Below are 13,852 nucleotides of genomic sequence, written 5' to 3'. Positions count from 1 at the left end.
AAACCCCCATGTGCCCATTATGCCTGCCGCCCCTAGATGGCCTGGGCTACCGCTTCGATGAGGGCGGTGAACTTCTCAGTCACCTTGCCAGCGGTCTCGCTGACCTCTTCATGGCTCAAAGGCTGGTCCAAAATTCCCGCCGCCATGTTGGTGATGCAGGAAATGCCCAACACCCGCATCCCCATGTGACGGGCGACCATCGCCTCCGGCACGGTGGACATGCCCACTGCATCGCCCCCCAAGGTGCGCACCATGCGGATCTCCGCGGGGGTCTCATAGGTGGGGCCAGTCATCCAGGTGTAAACCCCGCTTTGCAGAGAGAAGCCCAGTTCCGCCGCCTTCTGGTGGGCCAAAGCCCGGTATTCTTTGTCATAAGCGGTGGAGAGGTCGGTGAACCGCTGTCCCCAGCCCTCCAGGTTGGGCCCGATGAGGGGGCTCTGCCCGGTCAGGTTGATGTGGTCGTCAATGACCATCAAATCCCCGGGTACAAAGGAGAGGTTGACCCCGCCCGCCGCATTGGTCAGGATGATGGAATCCACCCCCAGGGCGTGGAGCACCCGCACCGGCAGGGTGACTGTCCGCAGGTCATACCCCTCGTAGTAATGGAACCGGCCCTGCATGCAGATCACCGGCTTCTTGCCGATGTAGCCCGCCACAAACCGGCCGGCGTGGCCTGCCACTGTGGAACGGGGGAACCCGGGGATGTCGGCATATTCCACCGGGATGGGATTTTGGAGCCGGTCCGCCAAACCACCCAGCCCAGAGCCCAAAACAATGGCCAGTTCCGGTTGAAAACCGCCCAAAGTGCGGCGGATATAAGCCGCGGAATCCTCTACCCATTTTATATAACGTTCATTTTCATACTGCATAAGCTGCCTCCCAACGATATTTGTACCCAGTATATCAAATTCTCGCCTCCTTGGGAAGGAGAACCCCACAAGACCCCGAAGGAAGATTTTTCTTCCCCATTCCACGGCCAAGGTGTATAATGAGGGTAACAAATTCGACACCATTTCCGAAAGGAGACACTTATGAAGCGTAAACAACTGGGCCGCACCGACCTGATGGTCACCGAGAACTCCTTTGGCGCCCTGCCCATCCAGCGCATCGACAAACAGAGCGCGGTGGAGCTCCTCCACATGGCCTACGACGGTGGAATCAACTTCTATGACACCGCCCGCGCCTACTCGGACAGTGAGGAAAAACTGGGGGAAGCCTTCCACGACCGGCGGGACAAAATCGTCATCTCCACCAAATCCATGGCCAAGGACAAAGCCGGCCTCCTAAAGGATTTGGACGAGAGCCTTCGCATGCTCCGCACCGATTATGTGGACATCATGCAGCTGCACAACATCCAGTCGGTTCCCGACCCGGAGGATGAAAACGGCCTGTACCAGGGCCTGCTGGAGGCCCAGCGCCAGGGCAAATGCCGGTTCATCGGCATCACTTCCCACCGCCGGGCCATCGCGGAGGAAGCGGCTAAGAGCGGCCTTTACGATACCATCCAGTTCCCGGTGTCCCACATCTCCCCCCAGGAGGACATCGACCTCATCGCCCTGTGCAAAGAGCTGAACTTGGGCTTCATCGCCATGAAGGCCCTCTCCGGCGGGCTGCTCACCTCGGCGGAGGCGGCATATGCCTTCTTCCAGCAGTTTGACAACGCGGTCCCCATCTGGGGGATGCAGAAAAAAGAGGAACTGGCCCAGTTCCTGGACTGCGCCCAGCGGGAAGTCACCCTCACCCCGGAGCTGGAGGCGGTCATCGCCAAGGACCGGGAGGAGCTGGCCGGCAACTTCTGCCGCGGCTGCGGCTACTGCATGCCCTGCCCCCAGGGGATTCAGCTGAACACCATCTGCCGGCTTCCTCAGCTGCTGCGCCGCTCCCCTTGGCAGCAGTACATGAACGAGTATTGGACTGCGGAACTGGCCAAAGTGGAGACCTGCCTCCACTGCGGGCTGTGCGAATCCCGTTGCCCCTACGGCCTCAAATGTTCCCATCTGATCGCCGAGAACCTGGAGGATTGGCGCCAATTCCGCAAGGAAAAAGGCATCGCGGACTAACAGCTGTTCCAGCGGCTTGGGGCCAAAAAATCGTTTTTCCCAAAAAACAAGATCCCGGGGACAGCATCCCCGGGATCTTTCCTTTTATTTGCTGGCGTTGATGTATTTGTCCACATTGCGCTCCACCACGCAAAACGGTGCGGCGCCGCTCTTCAGAATGGCTTCATGGAACGCCTTTTGATTAAAGCTGTCCCCCAGCTCCTTCTCTGCCTTCCGGCGGAGGGCCATAAACTCCTCATACCCCACATAATAGGGCTGGAAAGCACAGGGGGTGGATTGGAGCTGCTTGTACTGGGACTCATACAATGCCTCATCCCCCAATTCCAGGCCCATTTCGGTCAGGAAATCCTGAAACTCCTGGAGGGACCAGCCGTCGTAATGAATGCCGATGTCCGACAGGACGATGGCGCAATAGGTGTAAAGTTCCTGTTGCCGGTAGGCATCCAAAACCCTTGGGTCGATCCCATCCAAGTACTGAAACGCGGAGTATTGGGCATAGACGGCAAAGCCTTCGCTGTACGCCGGCGAGTTTGCCAGCGCCTTGCGATAGGGGGAATCCAAATTTTCATAGGCATAGGCATTCTGGTACATATGGCCTGGGTAGCCCTCATGGGCTACCACGCTGTAGGTGTAGATGTCATCCACGCCCCCGATATCCGGGTTGACCCGCAGCTGTTTATCCCCGGTGTCGTCGATGGGCGGGATGTTAAAGTAGGCGGCCACCCCAGAATTGGCAATCTCCTCGTTGATGTTGACGATGTTGTAGTCCAAATTGCTGACCTCTGGGTAATCCCGGTACATCTTCCCCTGAATGTTGTCCAAAATAGCGGTATAGCTGCCAAACCCAGTGGTGGGGAAGTTGACAAAGGATTCATAGAGATCCGGGTTTTCCAGGATGATTGTCTCAATGCCTTTGTCATACCGGTTGCAGGCATCCTCCATCATCTGGCGAATCTCCTCCACCGACTTGTTGCTTCCCACATTCTGCTTCAGGAGGAGTGTGTAATACTCCTTGCCATATTCAAAATGGGCGAGCCCCTCTTGGTTGTTGTCGCCGGATTTAAGGGCTTCCATGGTGGTGATAATCTCTTCATATGCGGGCAGGAAGGAATTTTCAAACGCCTCTTTCAGCTCCGCTTTGTAGCGGCCGGCTGTCTCTTTGTCCAGCTGCAAAGCGTCAATATTCGCATTCATGGAGTGGAGCACCGCGCTGTTTTCCCCCGCGGCGGTCACCCCCTGGCAGTATTGGATGACACCGTCCAAATCGGTCATCAGCAGGCCCTTTTCCTCCTGCTTCCGGGTGTAGTCCAGCAGGCTGTCCACATACGGCTTGACGTCGCCGACCACCGCGATTAGGTCCTTGACACCCTGTTCACTCCGCAGCTGCCAATCGGACAGCAGTGTCGGGATCTGGGTGTGCAGCCCCGTTGTCGATCCAAACGCCTGCTGGTAATAATCAAATTTGGGGTCACACAGTTTGGAGTCCAAATCAATCTGAAATTGGTAGATGTCGTAGGTGTCCTGCTGTTCCTCTGTCAGCAGTTTGCGGTCGAAGGTCTGGAATTCCTCCCGGGCCGCGGCCACATCCTGGGCTGTCTTCTCGATCGTTTGTTCATCTACCCGAAGGCCGAGGCCCACCTCCACAGCGCTGGGGTCCACCCCAAAATCCTCCGGATGAATGAGAAATATATGCATACTCGGATAGTCGCTCTCCATGGTATCCACAAATTCCTGCTGGATGAATTGGTCAAACCGTTCCTGTTCCCCTGTGGCGTCCTTTTTGCTGCATGCAACAAGGGAAAGGGCCGCCAACGCGCCCAGCAGTAGAGCGCTGCATCGTTTGAACTGTTTCATGGTATTTCCTTTCCGGCACATCTTCAACCTTTTGTCCATTTGTCTCTGCGATTTGGCGGGTATAGAAAAAACTGCGTAAACAAAGACTTGTTTACGCAGAACTTTTTGGAGCGGATGACGGGAATCGAACCCGCAACCTCAGCTTGGGAAGCTAATATTTTACCACTAAACTACATCCGCATTGCTATATTATTATGCATCAAATTTTGGAAAAAGTCAACCCAATTTCATCGACAGAATTTTTACTTTTTCCATGGCCCGCTACCGGTGGGCAGTGAGATAGGCTTCATATTGAGCGTTGAGCCACTCCCCTGCCCCCTGCAAGCCCTGGTCGCTCATCTCCACCCGGGTTTCCGCCAGTTTGGGTGCAACCTCAAAACAGTAGGTCTCGTAGGTGTACACCTGGATACCGTCCCCATCGGGGATCATCATATAGCGGAAATTCCCCAGGCTTCCGCTCAATTTGTTCTTGCTCTGGAAAAAATCCACACCGCGAAAGTCAAACTCAACCTTTCCCATAACAATCTCCCTTTCCACTGTCAGCCCGGCTCAGGCCCGCTACTCAAAGATACCGGCGCAGCAATAAAAAAAGCATAACAGCCACAACGTGACCATTATACCAGCAGGAAGAAAAAAAAGCAATTTTTACTGGTGAATCCTGTCCAGCCGTTTATTCAGCGGCCAGACCCAGTGGTATCCCCACTTTAGTTTTGCAACAAGTCCTTTACATCCACGTTTAAAACATGAGCCAATGCCATCAGTTCAATATCTGTGACGAAGCGCTGACCGCTTTCAATCCGCTGGATCGCATTTTTATCGATGTCCAGCCCTGCCACCTGAAGCATTTCTGCCAGCGCCCGTTGGGAGACTTTAGGAGTCATACGTTTGCGAAGCCGTGCAACCTGTTTTCCGCAGATGTTGTTCTTGCCATCACTGGTCTTATTGATGAACATACTGCACCTCTTGACATTACAATTGCCAACAGTAACAGTATATGTTATACTATATACAATATTGACATTTAGTAAATGTCAAATTATCCGGTCCTTTTTTCCTTTATTTTCTTCCCAAGTCGGATTTTCGAGAAAGCAAGGGAAAATTCCCTTCCCCGCTGGACCTGCCGCAGAAAGTCCCCTCTTCCTGTATCGAGATGTGTTGTAAAGGAGTGCTGCCGTTATGTTTGAATTGGAAGATCTGGGCCGGATATTCTCCGGCCAAAGCGATCTCTGCCGGATTTTTGACAATTTTCGCCTCGTCGACCCTCAAAACGGCCTCTCCTACCGCTTGGACCAAGGGAAGCTGGTCTTATTGGCCTGCCATGGGGATCCCACTGAAGGCCTTGCCCGGCAATCCCAGCTCCAGCGGCGGCAGCTAGCCAAAGTGGAATTGCGGGACCAAAAGGCGAAGCTGCTCATCGCCGTTCCCATCACCTGCCTTTGCCAGCCCATGGTGCTGGAATTGGAGAAAGAAATCGCCGGCCCTGGAGGCGATTTCCAGGCCGTTTGCTCCAACTGCGGCAATATCCCTGACATCCTGCTGGAGCTGGGGAACCTGGCCTCCACCGACTCCTTTACCGGCTTATATAATAAAAACACCTTGGAACTCCGGCTGCGGCGCAATCTACAGGAGGCAAGGGACACCGGCCGCAGCCTGTGTGCCGCTATGGTGGATATTGACAACTTTAAACAGATCAACGATCTGTATGGCCATACCTTTGGAGATGAGGTCATCCTACAGATTGTGGCCCTGCTGCGCAGGCACACCGACGGTGGGGAAAACTGGTCCGCCCGATTTGGCGGGGATGAATTTCTGACCATCTTCCCTGGCGAGGACCTTTCCAGCGTCAAGCGGCGGTGCGATTCTTTGGAGCAGGCCATCGTCCTCTTCCCCTTCCGGCGGGGGGATCAGCCGGTATCGGTGAGCGTCAGCATCGGCACGGCAGCCTTTGATCCTCAAACCGATACCCTATCCCAGTTTCTGGACCGGGTGGACCGGGCCATGTATCAGAAGAAAAAACAAAAGAAAGCCGTTCAATTGTAAGAAAAAATTCCTTCTTCTCCAGCCTGATCTCTGCTATACTGATGGGGAACGCAGAGGCTATAGGCAAGGAGGCAGAACAATGATTGTCACAACAACAAACAATGTGGACGGCCGCCCGATTTTGGATTACAAAGGGGTTGTCTTTGGCGAGGTAATCACTGGAATCAACATGTTCCGGGACATCGGCGCGGGGATCCGCAACATCTTCGGCGGCCGCAGCCAGGGGTATGAAGAAGAACTCCAGGCCGCCCGGGAAGAAGCCATCCAGGAGATGTGTGGCCGCGCCCAGCAAAAGGGTGCCAATGCCGTTGTCGGGGTGGATGTGGACTATGAAATCCTCGGCTCTGACAACGGGATGCTAATGGTCAGCGTCTCCGGAACTGCAGTGGTCATCTAAAAAGCCAAGAAAAACGAAAGGCCCCCGGCAGATGCCGGGGGCCTCTTTTTCTGTCGCAATACTAGCTCAGGCAGACTTTTTCAGCTTCCTCAGGGTGGAAGTCGTTTTTCATATCATAGGTGTTGTGGCTGGTGGAATCCCGCAGGACACGGCCCTTCAGGGAATAGCAGCGGATAAACCGCCGGCCGTCCACGCTGGTCCAGTGCTCCACATCCCAGGTCAGGTACCCGTCGGAGTCGGTCTTCTCCTTGGGCAGGTACAGGTCAACCTGGCGTCCTTTGACCATAAAATCAATTAAGCCGTTGTAATCGGTGTCCAGCTCGGTCTTATGTACGGTGTCAACAACATGCATTTTTTATTCCTCCCGTTTCAAAATCGTTCCATACTCCCTTATTATATGCGATACCGCCCCAAAATTCAAACCTATTTTTGCCAGCTGCCAGAAATTGTGGCATCTTCCAAAAATGAGGTGGCCAATTTGGGGTTACATCCGCAGCCGCTTCTGCATCAGCTCGGGGTTGGTGGAGAAATGAAGGGCTGTCTCCGCCGTGATCTTCCCCTGCTGGCAGAGGCCCAGGAGGGAGCTGTCCATGGTGATCATCCCTTCGCCCGATGAGGTCTGGATCACCGTGTCCATCTGGTGGACCTTGGATTCCCGAATCATGGTGCGAATGGCGTTGTTGAGGAACATCACCTCACAGGCGGGGACCACCTGGCCGTCCACTGTGGGCACCAGCTGCTGGGAGACCACAGCCTGCAGGGTCATAGAGAGCTGCACCCGGATCTGCTGCTGCTGGTTGGGCGGGAAGGCGTCGATCACCCGGTCGATGGTCTTGGCCGCCCCGATGGTGTGCAGGGTGGAGATGACCAGGTGCCCTGTCTCCGCTGCGGTGATGGCGGTTTTGATGGTCTCATAGTCCCGCATCTCCCCCAGCAGGATCACATCCGGCGCCTGGCGCAGCGCCGCCCGTAGGGCGACTTCGTAGCTGTCGGTGTCGGTGGAGACCTCCCGCTGGCTTACCACGCTCTTTTTGTGGCGGTGCAGGTATTCGATGGGGTCCTCCAAGGTGATGATGTGGACATCCCGGGTTGTGTTGATGGCGTCAATGATACAAGCCAAAGTGGTGGATTTGCCGCTGCCCGCCGGGCCGGTGACCAGCACAAAGCCCTTGGTCATCCCCGCTATGCGCATCACATTATCCGGGATGCCCAAGTCCTTGTAATCCGGCAGTTCAAAGTTGACCACCCGGATCACCGCAGCCAGGGAACCCCTCTGTTTATAGGTGCTGACCCGGAACCGGGAAAGCCCGGGCAGGGAGAAGGAAAAGTCGTCATCCCCGTGTTCCAGCAGATGGTTGGGGGAATGGCCCTTGGAAAGGCCATAGATGGCTAAAATCAATTCATTGGTCTGTGCGGGGGTCAGTTTCTCCTCGTTCTGATGGCGGATCTGCCCGTTGATCTTATAGGAGAGGGGAAGGCCGGCCACCAGGAAGATATCGGCCGCCTTGCTTTTCACCGCGCCGGATAAAATCTGTTGAATATCCATAGATACACCTGCTTTCGCTTGCTGTTGCTTAAGGGACCCAGACGTCCAGGCTGTCGTCCCCCACCCATTCTTTGGTGATGACCACCCGCCATTCCTCCACCTCCAAAGTGGGGGCGGCCAGGGTCACCCGCAGGGCCTGCCGGTCATCCAAAGGGAACTCTTTTTGCAGGGTGCCCTCCTGCCGCTGCCAGCCCATCTGTTCCAGTTTGACGGCATCCCCCTCCGCTGCGTTGACCTCCCGGGCGGCTTTGGCGTCCGCCTCATAGTAGGCGTTTACGGCCTGGGCAGTCTTTTCCGACAGCTTTAAATCCGCTTTGGCAGACACCAGGGACAGAGAGGAGAGGGCGGTGAGGCAGACGGCCACAAACACCATGACGATGGAGGCGCTGCCGATGGGATAGCGTTTCTCACTGGCCAAATCCGCCCCCTCCTTCCCGATGCAGGGGCACCGCTTCGATGGAGAAGAGGGTTTCCTCCCCTTTTTTCACAGTGATGCGGGTGGAGCCATCCCCTTGGTCCAGCAGCTCCATCCGGTAGACGGCGCCAGATGGGGAGCCGGAGATGGGCCGCCAATCTTTATCATACTCCACCGCCGCCTGTCCTTCTCCAGTTGGGGTGAGGTATTCCAGCCGCTGCCAGCCCTCCGGGCTGGCCTTCACCGTTTCCGCCACCGATTGGGCGAGGAACACAGCTTGGCTTAAATCCACGCTTCGGCTGCTGGTTTTGTGGGCCCCCACAAAGATGCTGATACAGACCGCCGCCGATGCGGCGAAGAAAAAGATGGCCACAATCAATTCCATGAGGAAGAGGCTGGATTTGTTCTTGGTTTTCATCGGTCCTCTCCCCCTTTCATAGAGCGCAGAGACAGGGTGAGCCCCAATTCCTCCCCTTGGGGGCCAATGGCCTCCACCCGGAGCAGGCCGTCCTCCTCCCGCATCGAAAAGGCGGTCATGGGCAGGAGCTCTACCCCGTCGGCGGCAGTGAGGCCGCTGTCCTTGGCAGTGTACAGCTCCCGCAGGGAACCCTCATACCAGTAGATGGCGGTGAAGTACCGGCCATCCCCGTCCCCATCCTCCAGAATCAAAGCGGGCTGGCCGGTGATCTCTGAAAGATAGACCCTCCCGGCGGCATCGTGCTGCCGCACCTGGTTGGCCACATAGGCAAGGCAGGTGCGCTGGTTGTAGTTTTCATCCATCTGGCGGACGGTGTTTTGGTACACATTGGCCCCAAAGAGGAGTGCCATCACCGCCGACGCGGCAAACACCAGAAACAGCGCCAAGGTGAACAGCAGGTCGGCGATATGGGTTTGTTTTTTCATCTCCAAAAGCCTCTCCTCCTATTCCTCCCCGTCCTCCAGGGCGAAGACGGTGATATCCGGCATCAGGTTGGAGGCGATCACCGTGTAATGAACCACATACTCCCCTGCCTCAATGCCGTAGTTTTCTTTCAAATATTCCAGGGAGGGAGGGTACTCCCCTTCGATGGCATAGCACTGGACTGCCGCCCGGCGGATGGCCTGCTCGGTCACCCGGACCCCCTCCTCGGCGTTGCGGGCCTGCAAGTCCCCCATGCCATACCACAGTGCCGCCGCCAAGATCAGAAAGATGCCCACCGGCACCAGATAGCCCAGCCATTTTCCCTGTGCCTTCATACAATTCCTCCCAACTTGGGGAACCCCTCCCCAACAGCAGCAGCCGGGACCCCAAAGGCAGACCGCCCCGGGACCTCGGCTGTCAAATTCGGATTAGATGATGGAGGACATAACCCCCATCAGCGGGAGCATCACCGTCATTAGGATGAGCCCAATGACAATGGAGAGCACCGCCACCATGGCCGGTTCCACCACCCCGATGGCCCGGGAGAGGAGGTCGTCCAGCTGCTCATCGCACCGGCGGGAGATCTCCTCCATCACCGTGTCCAGCTGGCCGGTCCGCACCCCGACGCCCAGCATCCGGGAATACATGGCGGGCAAGATCCCCGCCTTGGCGATGGATTCTTCAAAGGCCTGACCTTCGTCCATCCAGCGGCGGCATTCTTCTACCTTCTGCCGCATGGGGGGATAGTCCACCAGCCGGGAGGTCATCTCCATGGATTCATCCAAGTCAAGGCCGCTTTTCAAGGTCATGGTCATGGCCGAGGAAAAGCGCCGCATAGCGCTAAGCGTGGCGAATTTCTTCCAGCCGAAGCTGGCGGCGGACCACCGGGCAAAAGCTGCCCTTCCCGCCTGGGTGCGGCTGTAAAGCCACACACCTAGAAGCGCGGCGGCCAGGATGCCAACCCCCGCAGCGGAAAACCGGCCCAGCCAGCTCCCAGCCGACAAGAGTCCCTGGGCCACTGGGGACATCACTGCCCCCAGCTGCTGGAACACCTGCTGGAAAATGGGCAGGACCTTGGTCAGCAGCAGAAATACCACTGCGGCCATCATCACCAGCATCACCGCGGGATAGGCCACCGTGCTTTTGATGGTTTTTTTCAGATCTTCTTCTTTGGTGTAATAGCGGGACAGTTCAAAGAGGACGTCGTCCAGCCGGCCGGTGGTCTCGCCAATGCGGCACATGTCCACCAAGTACTGTGGGAACCTCCCCGCCTGTTCCAGGCTGGAGAAAAAGGGCTCCCCCAAATCCAGCCGTTCCGCTAGGGGGGAGAGCCATTCCCGCTCCGATTCCGCCGCATCCTCACAGAGGATGGACGCGCCTTCCCCCGCCGGGATGCCGGAGCGCAGAAGGAGGGCCATTTGCAGGCAAAAAGCAGAAAGTTCTTGGGCTGGCAATGTTTTTTTGGTTGCAGCGGGCCGTTGGGTCACCATGCATTCAGGCTCCTTTTTTGGCAGGTTAATAGGTGTATTTGCTGCGGTAGTTGCGGCCGTCGCCGATGTACTTCATGATTTCCGGGCTGGATTTGCCATTGGAGGCAAAGGTGGGGTCCATCAGCTTCCAGCTGGTGCCGTCAAAGTAGATCATGTTGTTCACCCAGCCCACATTGGGGATATAGGTGTTGATCCATGCGTGGTACAGGTCGCCGGTGTAGCCCACTACCAATTTGGTGGGGATCCCCTGGCTGCGGAGCATAGCGGTCATCAAGGCTGCATAGTCAAAGCAGATGCCCTTGCCGGAAGAGAGCACCGAATCCACCTTTGGCAGGTACCCAGAACTGACCGTGGCGGCTTTGGCGTCATCATAGGTGACATTGTTGATGACAAAATTGTACACATTGGCGATGGTCTCCAACTGGTCGCCGGTGGGGCTGGCCAGTTCAGCAGCCTTCTTCACCGCCTTGCTGTCGGCGTTGAAATCCACATACTGGTTGGGATACAAAAATGGGGTGAAATTGTTTTTTAAGGTCACTGAAAAGGTGGTGCTGTAGGCCTGGGCATATTTGTTGCCCGAAACATTCTCAAACACCTTTACGGAATAGGAGCCGTCCCCTTCGCTCAGGGGAAACACCTCATAATTGCCCTTGTTGTTCAAATCATAGGTGTAGGTGGTGTTCTTGGTAATCTGCACTTTGATGCGGCTGGAAGAAGATCCAGTGTACTTCACCGAGACGTAGCCTTCGCTGGCGTTGGAAGCATCGATGGAGGCGCTGCTGTTGGAGTACACCGTAATGCCCGGATTGGTGGGGACCTTGACATAGGAAACCTGGGGGATCTTATCCTTGGGCACCGCCTCCCGCTCGATTTCCACCAAAGCGGAGCTGTCCCCTTGGCTCTCCACCTCCTGAGGGGCCGACTGGCAGGCCGTCAGCGACAGCAGCATAGAGACAGCCAGCACCGCTGCCGTGGTTTTATAAAAATGAGTTTTCATTCAAAAATCTCCCTTTTCACACAGAACTCGCCGCCCTGCTACAAGGCGGACTTTTGCCATAAAACAATTTTTTACAAGAAAAAATGATCGTTTTACCTATTTTTATTATATATCATTGGCATGGCCCTGCACCAGTACATTACCATACTTTTGGGAAAAAATCTCGCCAATTTTTCTCCATATTGTGACTACTTCCCTTGTACAGATATGCCAGCGGAGGAACCTCTTCCCTCCGTCGGGTTCCTGGGGCGTCCCCCGCGCCATAAATTGGGGCTGAAGAGGCTTCCCTTGTAAATCAGCCTTACGAACGAAAAATTTGTCTGGTATGGCTAGCTCGCCCCAGGGGAAACTACCATTGAGGTGATAACATGCCCCAGGAAAGCGCATATTTTATTGTAGAACGAACCGCAGGCAAGCGGAACCTTCAGGAAGTTAAAGCCAAGCTGGACACCATCCACGGCGTGACATCCGCCGCCGTCAATCCGGACCGCCGGCTAATCGCCGTGGATTATGACAGCTCCGGCACCTCCTACGATGAGATTGAGCACTGTCTCAACAATCTGGGGTATCAGATTGCGGCAGATGCCAGCGTGATTCAGAGCCGATGACCTCATCCCCTCCCCCGGCTGGGGGAGGGGATTCTTTTTCCTCCCTTTCTTCCGCGGGGTTTCCCTCCGGCCTTTGGTGAGAGAAACCCTCCGCAGAAGTGGACGGCGTACAAACACCCCTCATGGGAAAGGCATGCTTCCCCATCCCCTGTTAAACCCGCAAAACAATGCCCTTTTGTCCCCGAAAAAAATTGTTTAAACAGAAAAAATTCGTCAAAAATAGATGGCTTTCATCATTCTTTGTGCTATAATAAAAGTGGAAAAGTTTCTAACCGATTCCCATAACAAACCACCTACCGCAACGCTCGCCGCTCAAAATGGGAATGCATCGTATCCCGATCCCGTCTGGCTCCATTGGGGAGGCGCCTATCTTGACCTCCCTCTTAGCCAACTTCAGATAAGCCGGGTTTTCCCCCATTGATAGACCGGGCCTTACCCGCAAACGGGCTGTTGCACACATTTTTGATAAGGAGGGATTCTCATGTTTGACACCCGTTTGAAAGAACTGCGCACCGGTGCCGGCTTGACCCAGGCTCAGCTTGCCAAACAATTGGGCGTCACCCAGAGCACCATCGGCAACTGGGAGAGCGGCTGCCGCGTGCCCCGCACCGAAACTGCGCGCAAAGTGGCTGCGTTTTTCGGTGTTTCCACCGATTACCTGCTGGGGGAGGATTCCCCTGTCTCCTTTGGGCCGGATGGGGAATCCATGCCAGACATCTACTTCCGTCTGGCCCAGGGCGCCAAGGCCCTGGATTTGACCCAACACGATGTGGACCTTCTGCTGGGCATCGCCCGGGAGATCAAGGACAAAGAGAAAAAGTTCAAAGAAAGGAATGAGCGGCCATAGAAAGCTATGCCACCAAAGCCCAGCTCTACCGCCGGGTAGACGAAATCCGGCGGGAGCATGGATTTACTGCGCCCTTTGACCCCTTTGAAGCCGCTCAGCAGCTGGATGTGCCCGTGCGGCTTCTGGATTTTCAAAGCACACGGCTCTGCGGCGTTTTGATCCGGGGGGAATTCCTCTCCCAAATCGCACTCAACCAAAACGCCTCTTTGCCGAGCCAGCGCTTCACCTTGTCTCACGAACTGTCTCACTATCTACTTCACCAAAATCACACGCAATTTCTCTGCGATGGCTGCGAACGCTCTCCGCTGGAATGGCAGGCCAATGAGGCTGCGGCGGAGCTGCTTTTGCCCTATCGTATTTTTTTGCCGATTTTGTCGAACATACGTTCTAATTCTAACCGGTTGTCGGGTTTGCTCGAACTGGCCCAGCGCTTTGGAGTCAGCACCCAGATGGTCCGAAACCGGGTGGAATCCCTCTCCTATGAGCTGTGGCAGTACAACCGCGGCGTGCCGGTGGACAAGCTGAAATTGATCTCCCGCAGCCGCCAAACCCGGCTTGGCTTGCCCCGCGGCCCGGGGCCGGATTACTATTTTTCCCGTCCTTCCATTACCGTCTGGGACGATGGGGTCTAACCCAGTTTCTTCCTGCCGCAAACTCCCTGGTCCAAACGCTGTTAACTGCACCGCGGGGTGAAATA

The 13,852-nt window shown here is 55.8% G+C and carries 17 protein-coding genes, 1 tRNA gene and 1 pseudogene; 6 read left to right on the top strand and 13 right to left on the bottom strand.

From position 1 onward, the window contains the following. Window positions 1-32: 32 nt before the first annotated feature. Complete coding sequence (locus BQ5353_RS08970; RefSeq protein WP_054331712.1) at window positions 33-869, bottom strand: purine-nucleoside phosphorylase; 837 nt, start codon at window positions 867-869, stop codon at window positions 33-35. A gap of 162 nt (window positions 870-1,031) precedes the next feature. Between BQ5353_RS08970 and BQ5353_RS08965 the strand changes: the two genes are divergently transcribed. Then, on the top strand, window positions 1,032-2,060 hold the full coding sequence (locus BQ5353_RS08965) for an aldo/keto reductase (protein ID WP_071427944.1): 1,029 nt from the start codon (window positions 1,032-1,034) through the stop codon (window positions 2,058-2,060). An 84-nt stretch (window positions 2,061-2,144) separates the two neighbouring features. On the opposite strand, the gene BQ5353_RS08960 is transcribed toward BQ5353_RS08965, so the two are convergent. From BQ5353_RS08960 to BQ5353_RS08945, 4 genes are all read right to left on the bottom strand, one after another. After that, window positions 2,145-3,914 carry a DUF885 domain-containing protein gene (locus BQ5353_RS08960; protein WP_071428444.1) on the bottom strand — a complete coding sequence of 590 codons (1,770 nt, stop codon included), beginning with the start codon at window positions 3,912-3,914 and terminating at the stop codon, window positions 2,145-2,147. Window positions 3,915-4,020: 106 nt separating this feature from the next. After that, a tRNA-Gly gene (locus tag BQ5353_RS08955) sits at window positions 4,021-4,094 on the bottom strand. 81 nt (window positions 4,095-4,175) lie between these two features. After that, a complete protein-coding gene (locus tag BQ5353_RS08950) occupies window positions 4,176-4,433 on the bottom strand; it encodes a hypothetical protein (protein ID WP_054331530.1) in 258 nt (85 codons plus the stop codon). A 185-nt stretch (window positions 4,434-4,618) separates the two neighbouring features. Next, window positions 4,619-4,867 carry a helix-turn-helix domain-containing protein gene (locus tag BQ5353_RS08945; RefSeq protein WP_071427942.1) on the bottom strand — a complete coding sequence of 83 codons (249 nt, stop codon included), beginning with the start codon at window positions 4,865-4,867 and terminating at the stop codon, window positions 4,619-4,621. Between the two features lie 223 nt (window positions 4,868-5,090). Here BQ5353_RS08945 and BQ5353_RS08940 point away from each other — a divergent pair, with 223 nt between their 5' ends. Together BQ5353_RS08940 and BQ5353_RS08935 are read left to right on the top strand one after the other, a co-directional pair. Further along, the gene (locus tag BQ5353_RS08940; protein ID WP_054331529.1) at window positions 5,091-5,954 is read left to right on the top strand and encodes a GGDEF domain-containing protein; all 864 of its coding nucleotides are present in this window, start codon (window positions 5,091-5,093) and stop codon (window positions 5,952-5,954) included. A 79-nt stretch (window positions 5,955-6,033) separates the two neighbouring features. Next, entirely contained in the window at window positions 6,034-6,351 is a 318-nt protein-coding gene (locus BQ5353_RS08935) for a putative heavy metal-binding protein (protein ID WP_054331528.1), read from the top strand. A 61-nt stretch (window positions 6,352-6,412) separates the two neighbouring features. Here BQ5353_RS08935 and BQ5353_RS08930 read toward each other — a convergent pair whose 3' ends face one another. From BQ5353_RS08930 to BQ5353_RS08895, 8 genes and pseudogenes are all read right to left on the bottom strand, one after another. Continuing rightward, on the bottom strand, window positions 6,413-6,703 hold the full coding sequence (locus tag BQ5353_RS08930; RefSeq protein ID WP_054331527.1) for a hypothetical protein: 291 nt from the start codon (window positions 6,701-6,703) through the stop codon (window positions 6,413-6,415). Between the two features lie 132 nt (window positions 6,704-6,835). Continuing rightward, window positions 6,836-7,906, bottom strand: a pseudogene (locus BQ5353_RS08925) (type IV pilus twitching motility protein PilT); the annotation flags it as partial. 19 nt (window positions 7,907-7,925) lie between these two features. Further along, complete coding sequence (locus BQ5353_RS08920; RefSeq protein WP_071427938.1) at window positions 7,926-8,315, bottom strand: hypothetical protein; 390 nt, start codon at window positions 8,313-8,315, stop codon at window positions 7,926-7,928. Continuing rightward, on the bottom strand, window positions 8,305-8,730 hold the full coding sequence (locus BQ5353_RS08915; protein ID WP_071427936.1) for a hypothetical protein: 426 nt from the start codon (window positions 8,728-8,730) through the stop codon (window positions 8,305-8,307). The genes BQ5353_RS08920 and BQ5353_RS08915 overlap by 11 nt, the downstream gene beginning before the upstream one ends. Further along, a complete protein-coding gene (locus BQ5353_RS08910; protein ID WP_071428443.1) occupies window positions 8,727-9,215 on the bottom strand; it encodes a DUF4860 domain-containing protein in 489 nt (162 codons plus the stop codon). The genes BQ5353_RS08915 and BQ5353_RS08910 overlap by 4 nt, the downstream gene beginning before the upstream one ends. Window positions 9,216-9,233: 18 nt before the next feature. Beyond that, a complete protein-coding gene (locus BQ5353_RS08905) occupies window positions 9,234-9,548 on the bottom strand; it encodes a hypothetical protein (RefSeq protein WP_071427934.1) in 315 nt (104 codons plus the stop codon). A 93-nt stretch (window positions 9,549-9,641) separates the two neighbouring features. After that, window positions 9,642-10,703, bottom strand: coding sequence for a type II secretion system F family protein (locus tag BQ5353_RS08900; protein ID WP_071427932.1), 1,062 nt, complete (start codon window positions 10,701-10,703; stop codon window positions 9,642-9,644). A 25-nt stretch (window positions 10,704-10,728) separates the two neighbouring features. After that, window positions 10,729-11,700: a transglutaminase-like domain-containing protein gene (locus BQ5353_RS08895; RefSeq protein WP_071427930.1), complete on the bottom strand. Its 972-nt coding sequence runs from the start codon at window positions 11,698-11,700 to the stop codon at window positions 10,729-10,731. Window positions 11,701-12,068: 368 nt separating this feature from the next. Here BQ5353_RS08895 and BQ5353_RS08890 point away from each other — a divergent pair, with 368 nt between their 5' ends. The 3 genes from BQ5353_RS08890 to BQ5353_RS13415 all read left to right on the top strand — a co-directional run bounded on the left by BQ5353_RS08890 (window position 12,069) and on the right by BQ5353_RS13415 (window position 13,787). Then, window positions 12,069-12,308, top strand: coding sequence for a heavy-metal-associated domain-containing protein (locus tag BQ5353_RS08890; RefSeq protein ID WP_054331518.1), 240 nt, complete (start codon window positions 12,069-12,071; stop codon window positions 12,306-12,308). A 481-nt stretch (window positions 12,309-12,789) separates the two neighbouring features. Further along, on the top strand, window positions 12,790-13,155 hold the full coding sequence (locus BQ5353_RS08885; RefSeq protein WP_054331517.1) for a helix-turn-helix transcriptional regulator: 366 nt from the start codon (window positions 12,790-12,792) through the stop codon (window positions 13,153-13,155). Further along, the gene (locus BQ5353_RS13415; protein ID WP_083386463.1) at window positions 13,152-13,787 is read left to right on the top strand and encodes an ImmA/IrrE family metallo-endopeptidase; all 636 of its coding nucleotides are present in this window, start codon (window positions 13,152-13,154) and stop codon (window positions 13,785-13,787) included. Before BQ5353_RS08885 ends, BQ5353_RS13415 begins: the two co-directional genes overlap by 4 nt. Window positions 13,788-13,852: the final 65 nt, after the last annotated feature.

Source organism: Merdimmobilis hominis, assembly GCF_900104615.1.
Lineage (GTDB): Bacteria > Bacillota > Clostridia > Oscillospirales > Ruminococcaceae > Merdimmobilis > Merdimmobilis hominis.
The sequence above is the reverse complement of the archived record's forward strand: the minus strand, read 5'-3'. Positions and strand labels throughout refer to the sequence as shown.

Coding starts and splice junctions, on each gene's coding strand:
- BQ5353_RS08970 (WP_054331712.1), bottom strand. CDS start 869: ATGCAGTATGAAAATGAACGTTATATAAAATGGGTAGAGGATTCCGCG.
- BQ5353_RS08965 (WP_071427944.1), top strand. CDS start 1,032: ATGAAGCGTAAACAACTGGGCCGCACCGACCTGATGGTCACCGAGAAC.
- BQ5353_RS08960 (WP_071428444.1), bottom strand. CDS start 3,914: ATGAAACAGTTCAAACGATGCAGCGCTCTACTGCTGGGCGCGTTGGCG.
- BQ5353_RS08950 (WP_054331530.1), bottom strand. CDS start 4,433: ATGGGAAAGGTTGAGTTTGACTTTCGCGGTGTGGATTTTTTCCAGAGC.
- BQ5353_RS08945 (WP_071427942.1), bottom strand. CDS start 4,867: ATGTTCATCAATAAGACCAGTGATGGCAAGAACAACATCTGCGGAAAA.
- BQ5353_RS08940 (WP_054331529.1), top strand. CDS start 5,091: ATGTTTGAATTGGAAGATCTGGGCCGGATATTCTCCGGCCAAAGCGAT.
- BQ5353_RS08935 (WP_054331528.1), top strand. CDS start 6,034: ATGATTGTCACAACAACAAACAATGTGGACGGCCGCCCGATTTTGGAT.
- BQ5353_RS08930 (WP_054331527.1), bottom strand. CDS start 6,703: ATGCATGTTGTTGACACCGTACATAAGACCGAGCTGGACACCGATTAC.
- BQ5353_RS08915 (WP_071427936.1), bottom strand. CDS start 8,730: ATGAAAACCAAGAACAAATCCAGCCTCTTCCTCATGGAATTGATTGTG.
- BQ5353_RS08910 (WP_071428443.1), bottom strand. CDS start 9,215: ATGAAAAAACAAACCCATATCGCCGACCTGCTGTTCACCTTGGCGCTG.
- BQ5353_RS08905 (WP_071427934.1), bottom strand. CDS start 9,548: ATGAAGGCACAGGGAAAATGGCTGGGCTATCTGGTGCCGGTGGGCATC.
- BQ5353_RS08900 (WP_071427932.1), bottom strand. CDS start 10,703: ATGGTGACCCAACGGCCCGCTGCAACCAAAAAAACATTGCCAGCCCAA.
- BQ5353_RS08895 (WP_071427930.1), bottom strand. CDS start 11,700: ATGAAAACTCATTTTTATAAAACCACGGCAGCGGTGCTGGCTGTCTCT.
- BQ5353_RS08890 (WP_054331518.1), top strand. CDS start 12,069: ATGCCCCAGGAAAGCGCATATTTTATTGTAGAACGAACCGCAGGCAAG.
- BQ5353_RS08885 (WP_054331517.1), top strand. CDS start 12,790: ATGTTTGACACCCGTTTGAAAGAACTGCGCACCGGTGCCGGCTTGACC.